This is a genomic window from Bradyrhizobium sp. (assembly GCF_036009065.1).
Taxonomy (GTDB): Bacteria; Pseudomonadota; Alphaproteobacteria; order Rhizobiales; family Xanthobacteraceae; genus Bradyrhizobium.
Genome location: NZ_DASYMN010000320.1, coordinates 1 through 19162, shown reverse-complemented (window position 1 = coordinate 19162; position 19162 = coordinate 1). Strand labels below are relative to the sequence as shown.

Here is a 19162-nt window from a genome sequence, read left to right as displayed (position 1 = left end):
GGCTGCACCTGCAACGGCAAGGACCAACTCGGCCTCGCCCCGATCAAGATCGAGGACGATCCGACGCTGCGCAAGGGTGACATCGTCGCCGGCGAAAACGGTTTGGTGGTCGCCGCCCGCGTACCCGACAAGCGCGGCGCCGCGTTGAACCTCTCCCCTGCGTCGCCACAGATTCGCGCGAAGTACCAGCGCGTGCCGGTCGTGGCGTCCGAATAGCAGGTTCCTTTTGTGGAACCCTTGGGTTCCACCCGCGTTGGGATGACGTCGCGCGCGTCGCGTCGTTCAAAACGATGAGGGAATTGCTATGCTGATGGGCGCCCTGGTCACGTTTCTCGTAGTCATTCTCATTCTCTATCTGATCAATCTGTTGCCGCTCGACGGCCGCGCCAAGCAGATCGCCCGCGTCGTGGTGATCATCCTCGGCGTAATCTCGCTGCTGAAATACATCGCGGTGTTTTAGGGACTCCCGTCATTGCGAGGAGCGAAGCGACCGAAGCAATCCAGTCTTGCTTCGCGGTTCTGGATTGCTTCGCTTGGCTCGCAATGACGGCGGTATGTCTCGCGCCGCGGAATGAACAACAAAAAGCCCCGGCGGAATGCCGTGGCTTTCGTATGCCGATAGGGCGGACTTACTTCAGCGTCCTGAACCAGTCGTCCACATCCTTATGGATCTGATCCTTGGCAAAACCGTAGCGCTGCTGCAGCTTGCCTTCCAATTGCTCGCGGCGGCCTTCGATCACGTTCAGATCGTCGTCGGTGAGTTTGCCCCACTTCTCCTTGGCCGCACCCTTGAATTGCTTCCGGTTGCCTTCAATCCTATTCCAGTCCATCGCCATCTCCTCTTGAGTTGCGACGGCCTTTCAACGGGCAGGCAATTCAAACGTTCCGCGCTGAGGCATCTGACCCGTAGCCCGGATGGAGCGCAGCGAAATCCGGGTTGCTTTCTCCGTCATGCCCGGGCTTGTCCCGGGCATCCACGTCTTGCAGCCCTCATGAAAAATAAGACGTGGATGGCCGGGACAAGCCCGGCCATGACGAACTTTACTGGTTTCCCCGGATTCGCTTCGCTCCATCCGGGTTACGCGATTACCCCGCCGCTTTCGCTTCCCTGCGCCGCGCGGTCAGAATGTATTCGGTGTAGCCGTTGGGCTGCTCGCGGCCCTTGAAAACGAGATCGCAGGCGGCCTTGAAAGCCACGCCGTCGAAACCGGGCGCCATCGGGCGGTACAGCGGGTCGCCGGCGTTCTGCTTGTCGCCCACGACCGCCATGCGCTTGAGCGACTCCATCACCTGATCCCTGGTGATGACGCCCTGATGCAGCCAGTTCGCCAGATGCTGGCTGGAGATGCGCAGGGTGGCGCGGTCTTCCATCAGCCCTACGTCATGAATGTCCGGCACCTTGGAGCAGCCGACGCCCTGGTCGATCCAGCGCACCACATAGCCCAAAATGCCTTGGCAATTGTTGTCGATCTCCTGCTTCACATCGTCGGGCGCCCAGTTCGACTGCGACACCGGGATGGTGAGGATGTCCGACAGCTTTGCGCGCGGGCCGCCCTTTTTCAACTCGTCCTGCCGCGCCAGCACGTTGACCTGGTGATAATGCAGCGCATGCAGCGTCGCCGCGGTAGGCGAGGGCACCCAGGCGGTGGTGGCGCCGGCCTGCGGATGCGCGATCTTTTGCGAAAGCATGTCGGCCATCTTGTCGGGCGCGGCCCACATGCCCTTGCCGATCTGGGCGTGTCCCGGCAGCCCGTCGATCAGGCCGACATCGACGTTCCAGTCCTCATAGGCCTTGATCCAGACGCTCGACTTCATGTCGTTCTTGCGGATCATCGGTCCCGCTTCCATCGAGGTATGAATCTCGTCGCCGGTGCGGTCGAGGAAGCCGGTGTTGATGAAGCAGATGCGCTTCGAAGCATTCTGGATGCAGGCCTTGAGGTTGACCGTGGTGCGGCGCTCCTCGTCCATGATGCCGACTTTCAGGGTGTTCTCGGGCAGCGACAGCATCGCCTCGACTCGGCCGAACAGCTCGCAGGTCAGCGCGACTTCATCGGGGCCGTGCATCTTCGGCTTGACGATGTAAACCGAGCCGGTGCGGCTGTTGCGTGTCTTCGCGCTGCCCTTGAGATCATGGATCGCGAGCAGGCCGGCGACCGCGGCATCGAGCAACCCTTCCGGAATTTCCTCGCCGGTGCTGTCCAGCACCGCGTCGGTGAACATGTGGTGGCCGACATTGCGCATCAAGAGAAGACTGCGTCCGTGCAGCTTGAGTTCGCCGCCGTCGGGCGTCTTGTAGACCCGGTCGGGATTGAGCGCGCGCTTCAAGGTCTTGCCGCCCTTCTCGAAGTCCGCCGATAACGCGCCGTTCATCAGGCCCAGCGTATTGCGATAGACCATCACCTTGTCCTCGGCATCCACCGCCGCGACGCTGTCCTCCATGTCGAGGATGGTGGAGACCGCCGATTCCAGGATCATGTCGGCGACCCCGGCCGGATCGTCCTTGCCGATGAAATGGCTGCGATCGATCCTGACCTCGACATGCAGCCCGTTGTTGACCAGCAGGATCGCGCTCGGCGCTGCGGCCTCGCCCTGGAAACCTGCGAACTGCGCGTTGGATTTCAGCGCGGTGGCGTTGCCGCTCTTCAGTTTGACGGCAAGCTGTCCGGCGATGACGCTATAGGCGGTGACGTCGGTATGGCTTGCGGTCGCCAGCGGCACAGCCTGGTCAAGAAAAGACTTCGCTTTCGCGATCACCTTGGCGCCGCGCGCCTTGTTAAACCCCTTGCCCTCTTCGCCGGCCTCGTGCGGGATCGCGTCGGTGCCGTAAAACGCATCGTACAGGCTGCCCCAGCGCGCATTGGCCGCGTTCAGCGCGTAGCGCGCATTGGTGAGCGGCACCACCAGCTGCGGCCCACAGATTTTTCCGATTTCTTCATCAACATTGGCGGTCTCGACGTCATGCGTCGCCGGCTCCGGCAGCAGGTAGCCGATCTCCTTGAGGAAGGCGGTATAGGCGTTCATGTTGAACGGCTTGCCCTTGTGCGCGCGATGCCAGCCGTCGATCTTTTGTTGCAGCGTATCGCGCACCTTGAGCAGGTCGCGGTTCTTCGGCGCGAGATCGCGGACGATGGCGGCAAGCCCGGCCCAGAACGCGTCCGGCGAAATCCCGGTCTTGGGGGCGGCTTCCTTGGCAATGAAATCAAACAGGACAGGAGCGATCTTCAGTCCGTGGGCGTCGATACGATTCATGATCTCGGATTTTCTCACGCGAAACGGCGCATCTCGCGCCGTTCTCAGGGATAAAGAAGCAAAAAACGCGCCGCGAGGGGCTGCGGTTCCCGGCCTTTTAGACAGGATGGCGCAGGGGGTAAACCCGAAACGTGACGTCATCCTGAGGAGGCCGCGAAGCGGCCGTCTCGAAGGATGGCCGCAAGCGCCGGTGGCCATCCTTCGAGACGCCGCGCAAGATGCGCGGCTCCTCAGGATGACGGTGGAGTTTTGGGCGGCCGGTTCAAATATTCGCAGCAAGATCAACGAGTTCGTCGAACAGAATGCCGGTCCTGGCCAGCATCCGCTCGATGTCGTCGGTGGCGTCGGACACCGATCGCGCCGAGGTGTCGATGGTCAGTTCGCTGTCGGTCGGCGCCTGATAATCCTTGCCGATCCCGGTAAAGTTGTTCAGCCCGCCGGCGCGCGCCTTGGCGTAATGGCCCTTGGGGTCGCGGCTCTCGCAGACCTCGGCCGGCGTTGCGACATAAACCTCCCGAAACGCGGTATCGGCGATGTGGCGGGCGGCGGCGCGGTCTTCCGCCGAAGGCGAGACCGCGGCGACGATCGCGATGTGCCCATTGCGCGCAAGATGCGTCGCGACTTCCGCGAGACGCCGGATGTTCTCGGTACGGTCCTGCGCGGAGAAACCGAGGTCGCCATTGAGCCCGGCGCGCAAGGTGTCGCCATCGAGCAGAACCGGCGAGCCACCCTGGCCGAACAGCCTGCGTTCCAGCGCGCGCGCAAGGGTGGATTTTCCGGAGCCCGGCAATCCCGTCAGCCAGACCACGGCGCCGGCGTGGCGATAACGCGCGGAGCGCTCGTCGGGGCGCAGCGCGGATTCCACCGGCACGATATCGACCGGCACGGCGCGTTGTCCGGCGTCGACCGAGAGCACTAGCCCGCCGCCGGCGATGCGGCCCTGGACCTCGATCACCAGCCGTCCGGTGCGCGGGTTGTCGGTGTAGGGATCAGCCGCCAGCGCCTGGGCCAGCGAGATGTCGATCTCACCGACATGATTGCGCGCGATCGATGTCGTCTCCACGCTGGACAATTCGCCGGGATCGACCGCCTTCTCGATGGCGACGACGGTGGCGCGTGCTTCCCTGGTGCCAAGCCGGACCACGATCGACGCGCCTGACACCAGCGGCTTGTCGTGCAGCCAGAAAATACGCGCGCGAATCCGCCGCGTGTCGCGCGGTGCCGAATCGACGTGCGCAATGACGTCGCCGCGTTCGATGAACAGCTCGCGGTCGAGCGTGATGCCGACCGAGCGTCCGGCGCCCTGGCGTCCCTTCACCGGCGTCAACGGCCAGCTCTCGACCGTCTTGATCTTTGCGATCTTGGCCGATGGCATAATGACGATTTCGTCGCCGGCGCTTAGAGAACCGGATTCAATGCGGCCGGCGACAATGCGGCGGTCGTCGAATTTGTAGATCGCCTGCACCGGCAGCCGCAGCGCCAACGCCTCCAGTGGGCGCGCCGGCTCCAGCGCATCCAGCGCCTCGACCACCGTCGGGCCGTTATACCAGCCGATCCGCGGCGTGCGCTCGGCGACGCCGTCGCCGTCGCGCGCGGAAATCGGGATTACCGCCGACGGCGCGACGCCGAGGCCGATGAGATGCGCCGAGATTTCGTCGCTGATGGCGTTGAACCGCGCCGCGCTGAAATCGACGCGATCCATCTTGTTGACCACCACCGCGACCTGTTTGACGCCGAGCAGATGCAACAGATAACCGTGCCGCCGCGTCTGGTCGCGCACGCCTTCCAGCGCATCGATGATCAGCACCGCGCCGTCGGCCTGGGAGGCGCCGGTGATCATGTTGCGTAAAAATTCCGCGTGGCCGGGCGCGTCGATCAGCACCACGTCGCGCGAACGGGTGCGGAAGCGGATCTGCGTGGTGTCGATGGTGATGCCCTGGTCGCGCTCGGTCTGCAGCGCGTCCAGCAGGAACGACCATTCGAACGGCATGCCGCGCCGCGCGCTGACGGCTTTCAGCATCTCGAGTTTGCCCTCGGGCAGGCTGCCGGTCTCGTGCAGCAGGCGCCCGACCAGCGTCGACTTGCCGTGATCGACGTGGCCGACGATGACGATACGGACTTGCGGACGCGTGGTGCCGTTCGGCGGTGCCTGTGTCGTTCTCGAGAGCATCATGTTCATCGCGGCACCCAGTTCGAATTTTTTACAGATAGCCGGCGACGCGCAGCCGCTCGAACGCATCCTCGGTCTCATGATCCAGCGCGCGGCCTGAGCGTTCCGGCACCTTGGTACTGTTCAGCTCAAGCAGGATTTCTTCGATGTTCGATGCATCGGACGCCACCGGATTAGTGATGTCCTGATCTCCGAGCGAGCGGTAGCGCTTGCCGTCTTTGGCGAGATACAGCGGGATGATCGGGATGTTTTCGCGCTGGGTGTAGGCCCAGATATCGGCCTCGGTCCAGTGCAGGATCGGGTGGATGCGCAAATGCGCGCCGGGCGGCGGCGAGGCGTTGAACTGGTCCCAGAATTCCGGCGGCTGGTCGCGGACGTCCCATCCGCCTTCGGCGCCGCGCGGCGAGAACACCCGCTCCTTGGCGCGGGTCGCCTCTTCGTCGCGGCGAATGCCGGCGATCAATCCGTCAAAACCGTATTTTGTCAGCGCCAGCTTCAGCCCCTCGGTCTTGCGCGCGGCGGATCGCGCCGCCGGCGGCAGGGTCGGATCCACGGCGTCGATCGGCGGGCAGGGTTCGATGCGGAGATCAAGCTCCCATTCCTTGCCGTAGCGGTCGCGGAACGCGTACATCTCGGGAAATTTCTTGCCCGTGTCGACATGCAGCGCCGGGAACGGCACGCGGCCGAAGAACGCCTTGCGCGCCAGCCAGATCATCACGTTGGAATCTTTGCCGAGCGACCACAGCAGCGCCAGCTTCTTCAGCCGCGCGAACGCTTCCCTGAAAATGTAGATGCTTTGGGCTTCCAGCGCATCGAGGTGGTCCATGCTGGGACCGTTGAGCGGCTCGGGATGCGGAATTTGCAGGCCCGGTAATCGCTGGGTTTCGGGTGCGCCGCGCAACGCATGAATTCGGCCGCTGTTGTCGAGAAGGGACATCTTCGCCGCTTGGTGTTTGAGGACGGAAATTCTATAGTTGCACTGCAATAGAGAAGAAATAATTTTCTCTTTGTGAGGCTTGCGTGAGACATAAATAGAAAATAATTCTAGTCAACCCCCGAAAGTTGGGGAGCGGAGTTTCGCATGCGATTCCTGCCGGTGTTCCTCGATCTGCAGACTGGTCCGATCCTGCTCCTTGGCGGCGGCCAATTGATGCGGGCGAAGCTGCGCCTGTTGCTGTCGGCAGGCGCGCGCGTCCGCTGGTACGCGAGCGACGGCGATCACGATGTGAGCGGGCTAGATGCGTCAGATGCGGCGCGGATCGAGCGGGCGCAAGGCGATCCGCTGACAGCCGATCTTTCAGGCGTGATCGCGGTGCTCTGCGCGGGCGCCGGTGAATTCGGGCCGGCGATGTCGGCGCGGGCCAGGGCCGTCGGCCTGCCCGTCAACGTAATGGACGATCTTGCCCACTCCACCTTTATTTTCCCGGCGATTGTCGATCGCGGCGACGTGGTGGTCGCCGTCGGCACCGGCGGCGCTTCGCCTGTTGTGGCGCGCCGGGTACGCGAGCGCATCGAGGCGATGCTGCCGGCGCGGATCGGGGATCTCGCCAGCTTCATCGGCCACTGGCGCAAATCCATTCATGATCGTATTCCCGAGTTTCCGCTGCGCCGCCGCTTCTGGGAGCGTGTGATTGATGGCCCGATCGGCGCGCTGGTGCTCGCCGGCCACAACGATGAGGCCGAAGCGGCGCTGAAGGATATCGCCGATCCCACAGCCTTTGCCGGCGCGCAGGCAGGCCGAGCAGAAGGCAAAGTGACGCTGGTTGGCGCAGGCCCCGGCGATCCGGATCTGCTCACCATCAAGGCGCTGCGCGCGCTGCAGGACGCCGACATCATTTTCTACGACGAACTGGTCTCGCGGCAAGTGCTTGATCGCGCCCGCCGCGACGCCGCGCGCGTGCCGGTGGGACGTCGCGTGGGAAAGCCCGGCATCGGCCAGGACGCCATCAACAGATTGCTGATCGACGCCGCGCAATCAGGCCAGCGCGCGGTGCGCCTCAAAGGCGGCGATCCCTTTGTCTTCGGCCGCGGCGGCGAGGAAATCGAGGCGCTGCGCGAGGCGGGTGTTGCTTATTCGGTCATTCCCGGAATCACCGCAGGCCTCGGCGCCGCCGCGGAATCCGAAGTGCCGCTGACGTTCCGCGGCGAAGCGCTGCGCATCACGTTTCTCACCGCGCACAAGGCGAAAGACGCAGAGACTGTCGACTGGACCACGCTGACCGATAGTAAGATGACGGTGGTGGTCTACATGGGCATCACCGCCGCGCCCGCGATCCGCGCCGGCCTGCTAGCCGCCGGACGTTCGCCGCAAACGCCGGTCGGCGTGTTTGCCCGCGCGACCCGGCCGGATTCGCAAGCCGTGGTCGGCGCGCTCGAAAATCTCCCGGCGCTGGTTCGCGAGATCGACGGCGGCCCCGCCATTCTCGTAATCGGCGACGTGGTCGCGCACTCAGCACCCTGGCGCCAAGCTAATCTCGATTCCCTGATCTCGAACTATCTGGTAGCTGCCGAATGACCTCCCCCCTCGAACAGAAGAAAATCAAGATCACCGGCCCCTCGGTGGTCACCGCAAACCGCACCTGGGACGGTGTCGTGATCTACCGCACGCCGTCGCAGGGCTGGTCGGACGACTTGTCGGATGCGGCGATCGTCCGCACCTCCGACGAAGCACGCGCGCTGCTCGCCGAATCGATAGCCGACGATGTCGGTGCGATCGGCGCTTACATCGCGCCAGTGGACATCGGCGATGGCGGCGCGATCGAGCCCGGCAATCTGCGCGAACACATCCGGTCGGAAGGCCTCACCATCGGCCTTCCGGTTCCGGCGTAAAGGCAAGTTCATGTACGCTTACGATGAAATCGACCGCACGCTGATCAATGAGCGCGTCTCCGAATTTCGCGATCAGGTGAAGCGCCGGCTGTCCGGCGAGCTCACCGAGGACGAGTTCAAGATGCTGCGGCTGCAGAACGGCGTCTATCTGCAGCTGCACGCCTACATGTTCCGCGTCGCGATCCCCTACGGCACGCTGTCGTCTCTCCAGTTGCGCCGGCTGGCGCATGTGGCGCGGCGCTATGATCGCGGCTACGGGCATTTCACCACCCGGCAGAACATCCAGTTCAACTGGATCAAGCTCGCCGAATTGCCGGACGCGCTGGCCGATCTTGCCGAGGTCGGCATCCACGCCATGCAGACCTCGGGCAACAACACCCGCAACGTCACGTCGGATCAATGGGCCGGCGTCGCGCCCGGCGAGATCGAGGACCCCCGCATCTGGTCCGAGCTGCTGCGGCAATACACCACGCTGCATCCGGAATTCTCGTTCCTGCCGCGCAAGTTCAAATTCGCCATCACTGCGTCCGCGCACGACCGCGCCGCGATCAAGGTGCACGATGTCGGGCTTCGTCTGCACAAGAACGCAGCTGGCGAAACCGGCTTCGAGGTGCTGGTCGGCGGCGGGCTCGGCCGCACGCCGTTCATCGGCAAGACCATCAAGCCGTTCGTGCATGGCCACGATCTGCTCAGCTACGTCGAGGCGATCCTGCGCGTCTATAACCAGTACGGACGCCGCGACAACATCTACAAGGCGCGGATCAAGATCCTGGTCCACGAACTCGGCGCCGAAAAATTCGCAGCTGAGGTCGAGGACGAATGGCAGCAGATGGAGGGAAGCGCACTGACGCTCGATGACGCGGCGATCGAGGAAATCCGCTCGCGCTTTTCCTATCCGGCCTACGAAAAACTGGCGCACATGCCGGACGAGCTGAAGAAAGCCGCGCACGATCCGCAGTTCGAGGCATGGCGCAAGAATTCGGTCGCGCCGCACAAGGTGCCCGGCTATGCGATCGTCACATTGTCCCTGAAACCGGTCGGCGGACCGCCCGGCGACGCCACCGCCGACCAGATGGACGCGATCGCCGATCTTGCCGACAGATATTCATTCGGCGAAATCCGCGTCGGCCATGAGCAGAACCTGGCGCTGCCCCATGTCGCCAAGCGCGACCTGCCGGCATTGTGGAAGGCGCTGGATGCCATCGGCGTCGCGACGCCGAACGTCAATTTGGTCACTGACATCATCGCCTGCCCGGGGCTGGATTACTGTTCGCTTGCCAATGCGCGTTCGATCCCGATCGCGCAGGAACTGACCCGCCGCTTCGCCAATCACGACACCGCTAACCTGATCGGCAAGCTGCATGTCAACATTTCCGGCTGCATCAACGCCTGCGGGCATCATCACGTCGGTCACATCGGCATTCTCGGCGTCGAGAAGAACGGCGAGGAATTTTACCAGATCACCATCGGCGGCCGTGCCGACGAGCATGCCGAACTCGGCCATCTGATCGGGCCCTCGGTGGCCTATGCCGATGTCGCCGACGTGGTCGAGGACATCGTTGAAGCCTATCTGGCGCTGCGCGCGCGGCCCGACGAATTGTTCGTCGATACCGTGAAGCGACTCGGCGTCGAACCATTCAGGGAGCGCGTCTATGCCACTCGTTAAGAACGGAAAGATTTTTGGCGATTCGTTCGTCCGCGTCGCCGACGATGACGAGATCCCGAGCGGCCCGGTGCTGATCTCAGCCGCGCGGTTTCTCGCCGATGCCGACGCGCTGTCGCGACGGCTCGGCAAGCTGGGGGTGATCTGGCCGAACAACCGCGACGTCGATGACCTCGTGCCGCATCTCGACCGGCTTGCGGTGGTTGCGCTGGTGTTCCCGACTTTCCGCGATGGCCGCGCCTACAGCCAGGCGCGGCTGCTGCGGGAACGCTACAATTATCGCGGCGAGCTGCGCGCCACAGGACAAATCCTGCGCGATCAGTTCGTGTTCATGCTGCGCGCCGGGTTCGACGCCTTCGAGGTGAAGAAAGACAGCGACGCCGAAGCCTTTGCCAATACGGTCAAGCGCTACTCGGTGTTCTATCAGCCGACCGGCGACGGCCGCGTCACCGCCCTGCACCGGCGGATGCAGCAACGTCATTCGGAAAGCGCCAGCCAGTGAGCAGTCTTGCAAATCGATTATTGCCGGAGCGGGCGCCGCTCACGGACGAATTTCCGTCAGCCGAGGTGCTCGACCGCGCGCTGCGCGACGCGCCGCCTCAACAGATCATCGCCGCGGCGCTGCGCGCGGTTGGCCGCGACCGTCTCGCGATGGTGTCGTCGTTCGGCACCGAATCGGCGGCCTTGCTGAAGGTGATGGCCGATGTCGATCCGGCGATTCCCGTGATCTTTCTCGACACCGGCTGGCTGTTCGAGGAAACGCTTGTTTATCGCGACAGGCTGATCGCGGCGCTTGGGCTGCGCGATGTCCCTTCGGTAAAACCGCTGGAAAAAACCCTGGATCAGGCCGATCCCGATCGCGATCTTTGGTTCTCCGGTCCGGATGCGTGCTGCCGGATTCGAAAAGTCGAACCGCTGGCGCGCGCGCTGGCGCCCTTCGATGCCTGGATCAACGGGCGCAAGCGCTTTCAGGGCCGCGCGCGCGCGGCGATTCCCGTCGTCGAGGAAGACGGCGTGCGCTTGAAATTCAATCCGTTCGCGAACGTTTCCCGCGAGGACATCGCGGCGATTTATGCGGATGCAAAACTGCCGCCGCATCCGCTCGCGGCGGCCGGATACCTCTCGGTCGGATGCATGCCGTGCACCAGCCGCACCGAGCCTGATGAAGACACCCGCGCCGGCCGCTGGCGCGGTCGGCCGAAAACGGAATGCGGCATCCACACCCACTCCCTCGCCCCGCAAGCGGGGCGAGGTAAGTAAGCAACGCCGAGAGCGACGACACTAGATTTCGTCGCGGCAACGGAGATCGAGATGGTTCGTCGTATTCTTGCGGTCGTTGCAGCACTGGTCTGGGTGAGTTCAGCATTTGCCGCCGACGTGTCGCTGCTCAATGTGTCCTACGATCCGACGCGCGAACTCTACGCCGATTTCAACAAGGCGTTTGCCGCGGCCTACCAGAGAGAAACCGGCAAGAGCGTCGAAATCAAACAATCGCATGGCGGCTCCGGCTCGCAGGCGCGCGCCGTAATCGACGGCCTCAAGGCCGACGTGATCACACTGGCGCTCGCCTACGACATCGACGCCATTGCCGGCAAAGGCCTGCTGCCTAAGGACTGGCAAAAGCGCCTGCCGCTCAATGCCTCACCCTACACCTCGACCATTGTTTTTCTGGTGCGCAAGGGTAATCCGAAAGGCATCAAGGATTGGGATGATCTGATCAAACCCGGCGTCAGCGTCATCACCCCGAATCCGAAAACCTCCGGAGGCGCGCGCTGGAATTATCTTGCCGCATGGGGCTACGTGCTGAAGAAGACCGGCTCGGCGGACAAGGCCAAAAAATTCGTCGCCGATCTGTATCAAAATGTCCCGGTGCTCGACACCGGCGCGCGGGGCTCGACCGTCACATTCGTCGAGCGTGGCGTCGGCGACGTGCTGCTGGCCTGGGAAAACGAGGCGTTCCTGGCGCAGCGGGAGTTCGGCAAGGACAAGTTCCAGATCGTGTCGCCGCCGCTGTCGATCCTCGCCGAGCCTCCGATCGCCGTCGTCGACGCCGTTGCCGATAAAAAGGGCACGCGCGCCGCCGCGGAAGCCTATTTGAAATACTGGTACAGCAAAGAAGGCCAAGAAATTGCCGCACGCAACTCCTACCGTCCGCGCGATCCGGAGATCGCAAAGGAATACGAGACGTCGTTCGCCAAGGTCGAACTGTTCACCATCGACGACGTGTTTGGCGGCTGGACCAAGGCGCAGAAGGAACACTTTGGCGAAGGCGGCATCTTCGATCAAATCTACAAAAACTGAACGAAGCGAACTTTTTCAGAGGGCGTTGTGAGCGGAGCGGCGTCAAGGCGCAGCACCTTGCCGGGATTCGGTCTCACCATGGGATTGACGCTGACATGGCTGTCGATCATCGTGTTGATCCCGCTGGCGGGCCTGTTCCTCAAGACGTTCGAACTGAGTTTCGATCAGTTCTGGGCCATTCTCGCCAGCCGCCGCACGCTCAACGCGCTGAAACTGTCGTTCGGGCTCGCCTTCGCCGCGGCAGTCGTCAATCTCGTCATGGGAATGATCATCGTCTGGGCGCTGGTGCGCTACCGCTTTCCGGGCCGCAGGCTGTTCGACGCCATCGTCGATATTCCCTTCGCGCTGCCGACCGCGGTAGCCGGCGTGGCGCTGACGTCGCTGTTCGCGCAAAAAGGCTGGCTCGGCGCGCCGCTGGCCGAACTCGGCATCAAGGTCGCGTTCACGCCGGTCGGGATTTTTGTCGCGATGATTTTCATCGGCATCCCCTTTGTGGTGCGCACGGTGCAGCCGGTGCTGATCGATCTCGATGCCGAGATCGAGGAGGCCGCCGCCAGCCTCGGCGCCAATCGCTGGCACACGGTATCAAAGGTGATCCTGCCGAGCCTGATGCCGGCGATGCTGACCGGTTTTGCGCTGGCGTTCGCGCGCGCCGTCGGCGAATACGGCTCGGTCATCTTCATCGCCGGCAACCTGCCGAACGTCTCCGAGATCGCACCGCTGCTGATCGTGATCCGGCTGTCCGAATTCCGCTATGCCGATGCAACAGCTATTGCCGTGGTCATGCTGATCGCCGCGTTCCTGATCATCTTCGCCGTCAACCGCATCCAGCGCTGGGCGCAAACCCGAATCCCTGCGCATTGAGGATGGTTTGAGAATGCGCACGAAACAACAAGACCGTCATTCCGGGGCGCGAGCTTTGCGCAAAATTGACTACGTCAATTTTGTCGCCGAGCGAGCGAGCCCGGAATCCATAACCACCGCCGGGAGTATGGATTCCGGGCCCGCGCCAAGCGGCGCGTCCCGGAATGACGAAGGTTGTGTCGCATGACCAACGTCCAACCCCTATCGTTATCCGCGCGGGCCGATACACGCACCGAGCCCTGGCTGATCCGCACCGTCATCATCGCGATCACGGTAACGTTCCTCACCGTCTTTGTGGTGCTGCCGCTGGTCGTGGTGTTCGCGCAGGCGTTTTCCAAAGGGATCGGCGCTTACTTTTCCGCGCTCACCGATCCCGAGGCGCTCTCCGCGATCCGGCTGACACTCACCGTCGCGGCGATTTCCGTCAGCCTCAATCTGGTGTTCGGCGTGACCGCGGCCTGGGCCATCACCAAATTCGAATTCCCCGGCAAGACGCTCCTCATCTCATTGATCGACCTGCCATTTTCGGTCAGTCCCGTCATCTCCGGGCTGGTCTTCGTGCTGCTGTTCGGCGCCCAGGGATTTTGGGGGCCGTGGATGCAGGCCCATAACATCCAGGTGCTGTTCGCGGTGCCCGGCATCGCGCTCGCGACCACCTTCGTGACGTTTCCGTTCGTGGCACGGGCGCTGATTCCGCTGATGCACGAGCAGGGCACGCAGGAAGAGGAGGCGGCGATCTCGCTTGGTGCCTCCGGCCTGCAGACCTTCTTCCGCGTCACTTTGCCCAATATCAAATGGGGCGTGCTGTATGGCGTACTGTTGTGTAACGCACGCGCAATGGGCGAATTCGGTGCGGTGTCGGTGGTATCGGGGCACATCCGCGGCGAGACCAATACCATGCCGCTTCTGGTTGAAATCCTCTACAACGAATATCAATTCGTATCGGCGTTTGCGATCGCGTCGCTGCTGGCGATGTTGGCGCTGATCACGCTGGTGGCCAAGACCATTCTCGAGCGGCATCTGGACGAAGGGCAAATCCCGCGTGGCAATTGAAGTCAAAAATATCATGAAAAAATTCGGCGCGTTCACCGCGCTCGACGACGTCGACCTCAAGGTCGCCAACGGCGAATTGCTGGCGCTGCTCGGACCATCGGGCTCGGGCAAGACCACGCTGCTGCGGATCATCGCGGGGCTGGACTGGCCCGATACCGGCGCGGTCTCGTTCGACGGCGAGGACGCGCTGGCGCAGGGCGCCAGCGAACGCCATGTCGGTTTCGTGTTCCAGCACTACGCGCTGTTCCGGCACATGACGGTGTTCGAGAACGTCGCCTTCGGCTTGCGCGTGCAGCCCCGGGCCATCCGCAAGAGCGAGGCCGACATTCGTGCGCGCGTAAAAGAGCTGCTCGACCTGGTGCAGCTCGACTGGCTCTCCAGCCGCTATCCGAGCCAACTGTCTGGCGGCCAGCGCCAGCGCATTGCGCTGGCGCGGGCGCTTGCGATCGAGCCGCGCATCCTGCTGCTCGACGAGCCGTTCGGCGCGCTCGACGCCAAGGTGCGCAAGGAGCTGCGGCAATGGCTGCGGACGCTGCACGAGGAAATCAACGTCACCTCGATCTTCGTCACCCACGACCAGGAAGAGGCGCTGGAAGTCGCCAACCGCGTGGTGGTGATGGACAAGGGCCGCATCGAACAGATCGGCACGCCCGGCGAGGTCTACGACCAGCCGGCGACCGCCTTCGTGCACGGCTTCATCGGCGAATCGATCGTGCTGCCGGTGCATGTCGATGACGGCCGCGTGCGGCTCGATGGCAGGGTGCTGAACATCGCACCCGACGGCGCCGCCTGCGGCCCGTCGCAACTGTTCGTCCGCCGCCATGACATGCAGGTGGGGCCGGTCGGCAGCGGCGTGCTGGAAGGCGCGGTAAAGCGGGTGCGGACTTTTGGGCCCACCCAGCGCGCCGAAGTGGCGCTGTCGTCGGACAACGGCGGCACGCTGATCGAAATCGACGCACCGCGCGACCGTGAACTCAGGACCGGCGACATGATCGGCCTGCACCCAAGACGGTACCGGATTTTCGCGGCGTAGGAATAGTTTCTGACGCCACAAGCGCAGCCGTCATCCTGAGGTGCTCGCCGTTCTTCACGGCGAGCCTCGAAGGATGGCCACGAGTGCCTGCGGCGATCCTTCGAGACGCCGCGCAAGGGCGCGGCTCCTCAGGATGACGGCGGTGTGTGTGGCTCGCGGTTGGTAGACCGTTACTCGAGGTGACCTCTCTGCTTTAAAATGCCCCACCGTTCACCATTCAGCCATGGTTGGTATGCAACAACTGCCCTCGACTCTGGGGGAATTCGAATCATGCGGCTCGCAGTGGCCATATCAGGCCTTTTGGTGCTCGGCGGCTGCGCCGCGGAGGCGCCGCTCAAGGAAGAGCCGGCGTTCTATCGCAGCATGGCTCATGTCGGCGCCAAGGTGGATCCGGGGGTGGCAGCGTCGATGATCTCGGGCTACCGCCAGAACAACGGTCTCGGCGCCGTGATCGTCGATCCCGCGCTGATGACATTGGCGGAATCGCAGTCGATGGCGATGGCCAGCCGTAACAAGCTCGACCACGACGTCACCGCGCCGCTGGCGAAACGCCTGAACGCGTCGGGATATCCCGCGACGTCGGCGGTAGAGAATGTATCGGCCGGCTATCACACGCTGGCGGAAGCATTTTCCGGCTGGCGGGACTCGCCGCCGCATCGGGCCAACATGCTGAAAAACGGTGTCACAAAACTAGGCATTGCGGCGAGCTATGCTCCGAATACCAAATATAAGGTGTTCTGGACGCTCATTCTCGCATCATCGGAAGCGCGATAACCTCGGCGTGATACGCCGCGCGCCGTCCGCGATTGACGCCGCCGCGAAGGGACGCCACGGTGCGCCTTCATTTTTTAAGATCGATCGATGACGCCGACGGATTCCACCGAGCCCGTGCCCGCAACCTCGCCCGCGAGGGCAAAACCCGTGCTTGTCCTGCAAGGCGGCGGGGCGCTCGGCTCCTATCAGGCGGGCGCCTATCAGGCGCTGTGCCGTCAGAACTTCGTCCCCGAATGGGTGGCCGGCATTTCGATCGGCGCCATCAATGCAGCGATCATCGTCGGCAACGCGCCGGAAAAGCGCGTCGAACGCCTCAAGGAATTCTGGGAGACGGTGTCGTCGCCGGTGTCCTGGAGCCCTGTGGTGCAGGGCGACCGGGCACGCTCCTTGTTCAACGAGACCAGCGCCGCCTTGATCGCCACCTTCGGCGTACCCGGTTTTTTCACGCCGCGGTTTCCGCCGGCGCCGCTGTGGCCGCAGGGCAGTCCGCAGTCGCAGAGCTATTACGACACCACGCCGCTGCGCGCGACGCTGGAGCGGCTGGTCGATTTCGACCGCATCAATAGCTGTGAGACCCGGCTCAGCGTCGGCGCCGTCGGCGTAACGACGGGCAACTTCAAGTATTTCGACAACTTCGAATTCAGCAAGCTTGGCAAGCGAATCGGCCCCGAACACATCATGGCGTCGGGGGCGTTGCCGCCGGGCTTTCCGTCCATCGTCATCGACGACGAGCATTTCTGGGACGGCGGCATCGCATCCAACACGCCGCTCGATTACGTGCTCGATGAGGATAACACGGACGATCTCCTGATCTTCCAGGTCGACCTGTTCAGCGCGTGCGGGCCATTGCCGGAGACACTGCTGGAGGCCGCGGAGCGCGAAAAGGACATCCGCTTTTCCAGCCGTACCCGGATGAATACCGACAAGAACAAGAAGATTCACGATGCCCGCAAGGCGCTGCGCGACCTGCTTTCGAAGTTGCCGGACGAACTCAAGAGCGATCCGTCGGTAAAATTCCTCTGCGAAGTGTCGAAGGAAAGCACCGTCACCGTGGTGCACCTGATCTACCGCAGCAAGAATTACGAATCCTCATCCAAGGATTACGATTTCTCGCGCGTCGGCATGGTCGAACACTGGAACGCCGGCGCGCGCGATGTTCATCTGTCGATGCGTCATAGGGATTGGCTGGAGCGGCCACAATCGGACGAGACCATGGTGACCTACGATCTCACCGGGGACGTCAGCGAAACTCTCGACGACAAACAGGAGCAAAAATAGAATGGGCATGTTGACAGGCAAGACCGCGGTGGTGACCGGATCGACCAGCGGCATCGGGCTCGCTTATGCGCGGGCCTTCGCGGGCGCCGGCGCCAACATCGTGCTCAACGGCATGGGCACGCCCGCCGATATCGAGAAGGCGCGCGCCGCGATCGAGAGCGACTTCAAGGTCAAGCCGGTGCACTCGCCGGCCGACATGACGAAACCTTCGGAAATCGCCGGCATGATCGCGCTGGGAGAAAACACCTTCGGCTCGGTCGATATCCTGGTCAACAATGCCGGCATCCAGTTCGTCTCCCCGATCGAGGAATTCCCGGTCGACAAGTGGGACGCCATCATCGCCATCAACCTGTCGTCGGCGTTTCACGGCATCCGTGCCGTGGTGCCCGGCATGAAGAAGCGCGGCTGGGGCCGCATCATCAACACCGCCTCGGCGCATTCGCTGGTCGCCTCGCCGTTCAAGTCGGCCTATGTCTCGGCCAAGCACGGCATCGTCGGCCTCACCAAGACCGTGGCGCTGGAGCTTGCGACCTTCAAGATCACCTGCAACTGCATCAGCCCCGGCTATGTCTGGACGCCGCTGGTCGAAAAGCAGATCCCCGACACCATGAAGGCGCGCAACATGACCAAGGAGCAGGTCATCAAGGACGTGATGCTGGCCGCACAGCCGACCAAGGAGTTCGTGACATCGGAGCAAGTCGCGGCGCTGGCGCTGTTTCTGTGCGGCGACGACGCATCCCAGATCACCGGCGCCAACCTGTCGATCGACGGCGGCTGGACCGCAGCGTAGGGCTCATCCGTGTCCCGGACGCGCTGGGGCATCCTTTGTGCTGCTGCGCAGAGCCGGGACCGTCAAAAGGCTGGCGTTGCGGCCAACCATCTGCTTCGTTTTCGCTTACCTGTTATACTTATTCCATCTGCTGTGGACTAGGACGTGGACTCATAACGCGCGGCCAGCCATAGCCGAATAGATGCGAGTTGGACAAAGGCAAGGTAGTTGGCGGCGAGCTTGTCGTAGCGCGTCGCCACCCGACGACAATGTTTGATCCTATTGAAGAACCGCTCGACCTGGTTGCGAGCGCGGTAGAGATAGGGGCTGAAGCAGATCGGATCGCTGCGATTGCTTTTCGGCGGGATGTTGGCCCACGCGCCCTTCTTCATGACAAGCTCCCTGATCCAGTCCGCGTCGTAGCCACGGTCGGCAAGCAGCATTGACCCGGATTTCAGACGAGAGAGAAGTTTTCCGGCAAGTCGAACGTCATGGGCCTCGCCAGGGCTCAGCGCAAGCCGAGCCCGCCGCCAGCGAACGAAACGGTTATAGCAGGTCGTGTAAGGGCCAAAATGATCCGGCAAATCGCGCCAAGGTGCCCCGGATCGCAGGACCTAGAAGATGCCGTTGAGGACACGCCGGTCGTTTACTCGAGGAACGCCACGCGGCTTATTCGGCAGCATGGGCTTGATGGCAACCCATTCATATTCGGCCAGTTCGTAGCGCATGATTGATCCTCCAATTTAGGAGTTTGAATCACAAAACTTCGGCCTAACGCAACTACTCCCGGCTCAGTCGTGGTTGGGCGTTCACGGGCAGAAGCGGACCTTAACCGGCCGATAAACGATGGACGTCAGTGCGATGAGCGACGCCACGAAGACTGCATTTGCGGACGCTCGGATTGTTCCCGCCTTCGTCAACGCTTAGGGGCGCAAGTCGCTTCTCTCGCAACGAATAGACGTTACATTCGCGCCATCATTCGTGACTCGCGTTCGACGCCTACTGCGTGTATGTAGTGCGCGCCGCTCGGGAAGCAGCGGGGCTCGGGCTGCACATGTACGACGAGACGTCACCGCGCTACGCTGGCTGGCGGGTGGTGCTTGCATGTTTCCTGCTGGCGCTATCGATCTTCGGCTTTGCTCTGTACGCGCAGGGCATTTACCTGGTCGAGCTGGAGCG

17 protein-coding genes and 2 pseudogenes are annotated in these 19162 nt (G+C 63.0%); 14 read left to right on the top strand and 5 right to left on the bottom strand.

Features of this window, described 5'->3' with window-relative positions; all coding sequences use genetic code 11:
- Both VGP39_RS19725 and VGP39_RS19720 read left to right on the top strand, forming a co-directional pair.
- Positions 1-216 (top strand): annotated as a pseudogene (locus VGP39_RS19725) (hypothetical protein); the annotation flags it as partial.
- A gap of 88 nt (positions 217-304) precedes the next feature.
- On the top strand, positions 305-460 hold the full coding sequence (locus VGP39_RS19720) for a Thivi_2564 family membrane protein (protein WP_327569772.1): 156 nt from the start codon (positions 305-307) through the stop codon (positions 458-460).
- 169 nt (positions 461-629) lie between these two features.
- Here the strand turns inward: VGP39_RS19720 and VGP39_RS19715 are convergent, their stop codons facing one another.
- The 4 genes from VGP39_RS19715 to cysD all read right to left on the bottom strand — a co-directional run bounded on the left by VGP39_RS19715 (position 630) and on the right by cysD (position 6245).
- Positions 630-830, bottom strand: coding sequence for a CsbD family protein (locus VGP39_RS19715; protein ID WP_327569771.1), 201 nt, complete (start codon positions 828-830; stop codon positions 630-632).
- A 256-nt stretch (positions 831-1086) separates the two neighbouring features.
- Entirely contained in the window at positions 1087-3249 is a 2163-nt protein-coding gene (locus VGP39_RS19710; protein ID WP_327569770.1) for a malate synthase G, read from the bottom strand.
- Positions 3250-3511: 262 nt separating this feature from the next.
- Complete coding sequence (gene cysC, locus VGP39_RS19705) at positions 3512-5428, bottom strand: adenylyl-sulfate kinase (protein ID WP_327569769.1); 1917 nt, start codon at positions 5426-5428, stop codon at positions 3512-3514.
- A 22-nt stretch (positions 5429-5450) separates the two neighbouring features.
- Positions 5451-6245, bottom strand: a complete 795-nt coding sequence (cysD, locus tag VGP39_RS19700; protein WP_327569775.1) for a sulfate adenylyltransferase subunit CysD — start codon at positions 6243-6245, stop codon at positions 5451-5453.
- Between the two features lie 255 nt (positions 6246-6500).
- Here cysD and cysG point away from each other — a divergent pair, with 255 nt between their 5' ends.
- The 12 genes from cysG to VGP39_RS19640 all read left to right on the top strand — a co-directional run bounded on the left by cysG (position 6501) and on the right by VGP39_RS19640 (position 18004).
- Positions 6501-7934 (top strand): siroheme synthase CysG, encoded by a 1434-nt coding sequence (gene cysG / locus VGP39_RS19695; RefSeq protein ID WP_327569768.1) that lies wholly within the window; start codon positions 6501-6503, stop codon positions 7932-7934.
- Positions 7931-8248, top strand: coding sequence for a DUF2849 domain-containing protein (locus tag VGP39_RS19690; protein ID WP_327569767.1), 318 nt, complete (start codon positions 7931-7933; stop codon positions 8246-8248). Before cysG ends, VGP39_RS19690 begins: the two co-directional genes overlap by 4 nt.
- A 10-nt stretch (positions 8249-8258) precedes the next feature.
- Positions 8259-9914 (top strand): nitrite/sulfite reductase, encoded by a 1656-nt coding sequence (locus VGP39_RS19685; protein WP_327569766.1) that lies wholly within the window; start codon positions 8259-8261, stop codon positions 9912-9914.
- Positions 9901-10413 carry a DUF934 domain-containing protein gene (locus VGP39_RS19680; RefSeq protein WP_327569765.1) on the top strand — a complete coding sequence of 171 codons (513 nt, stop codon included), beginning with the start codon at positions 9901-9903 and terminating at the stop codon, positions 10411-10413. Before VGP39_RS19685 ends, VGP39_RS19680 begins: the two co-directional genes overlap by 14 nt.
- A gap of 20 nt (positions 10414-10433) precedes the next feature.
- Entirely contained in the window at positions 10434-11171 is a 738-nt protein-coding gene (locus tag VGP39_RS19675; protein WP_327569774.1) for a phosphoadenylyl-sulfate reductase, read from the top strand.
- A 51-nt stretch (positions 11172-11222) separates the two neighbouring features.
- On the top strand, positions 11223-12212 hold the full coding sequence (locus VGP39_RS19670) for a sulfate ABC transporter substrate-binding protein (RefSeq protein ID WP_327569764.1): 990 nt from the start codon (positions 11223-11225) through the stop codon (positions 12210-12212).
- Between the two features lie 27 nt (positions 12213-12239).
- Positions 12240-13076: a sulfate ABC transporter permease subunit CysT gene (gene cysT, locus VGP39_RS19665; RefSeq protein WP_327569763.1), complete on the top strand. Its 837-nt coding sequence runs from the start codon at positions 12240-12242 to the stop codon at positions 13074-13076.
- Positions 13077-13259: 183 nt separating this feature from the next.
- Positions 13260-14129, top strand: coding sequence for a sulfate ABC transporter permease subunit CysW (cysW, locus tag VGP39_RS19660; RefSeq protein WP_327569762.1), 870 nt, complete (start codon positions 13260-13262; stop codon positions 14127-14129).
- Positions 14119-15162 carry a sulfate ABC transporter ATP-binding protein gene (locus tag VGP39_RS19655; RefSeq protein ID WP_327569761.1) on the top strand — a complete coding sequence of 348 codons (1044 nt, stop codon included), beginning with the start codon at positions 14119-14121 and terminating at the stop codon, positions 15160-15162. The genes cysW and VGP39_RS19655 overlap by 11 nt, the downstream gene beginning before the upstream one ends.
- A 270-nt stretch (positions 15163-15432) precedes the next feature.
- Positions 15433-15936, top strand: coding sequence for a CAP domain-containing protein (locus VGP39_RS19650; protein WP_414644739.1), 504 nt, complete (start codon positions 15433-15435; stop codon positions 15934-15936).
- 87 nt (positions 15937-16023) lie between these two features.
- Positions 16024-17214 (top strand): patatin-like phospholipase family protein, encoded by a 1191-nt coding sequence (locus VGP39_RS19645; RefSeq protein WP_327569760.1) that lies wholly within the window; start codon positions 16024-16026, stop codon positions 17212-17214.
- A 1-nt stretch (position 17215) separates the two neighbouring features.
- Positions 17216-18004: a 3-hydroxybutyrate dehydrogenase gene (locus VGP39_RS19640; protein ID WP_327569759.1), complete on the top strand. Its 789-nt coding sequence runs from the start codon at positions 17216-17218 to the stop codon at positions 18002-18004.
- Positions 18005-18141: 137 nt separating this feature from the next.
- Here VGP39_RS19640 and VGP39_RS19635 read toward each other — a convergent pair.
- Positions 18142-18711, bottom strand: a pseudogene (locus tag VGP39_RS19635) (IS5 family transposase).
- Between the last annotated feature and the right edge of the window lie 451 nt (positions 18712-19162).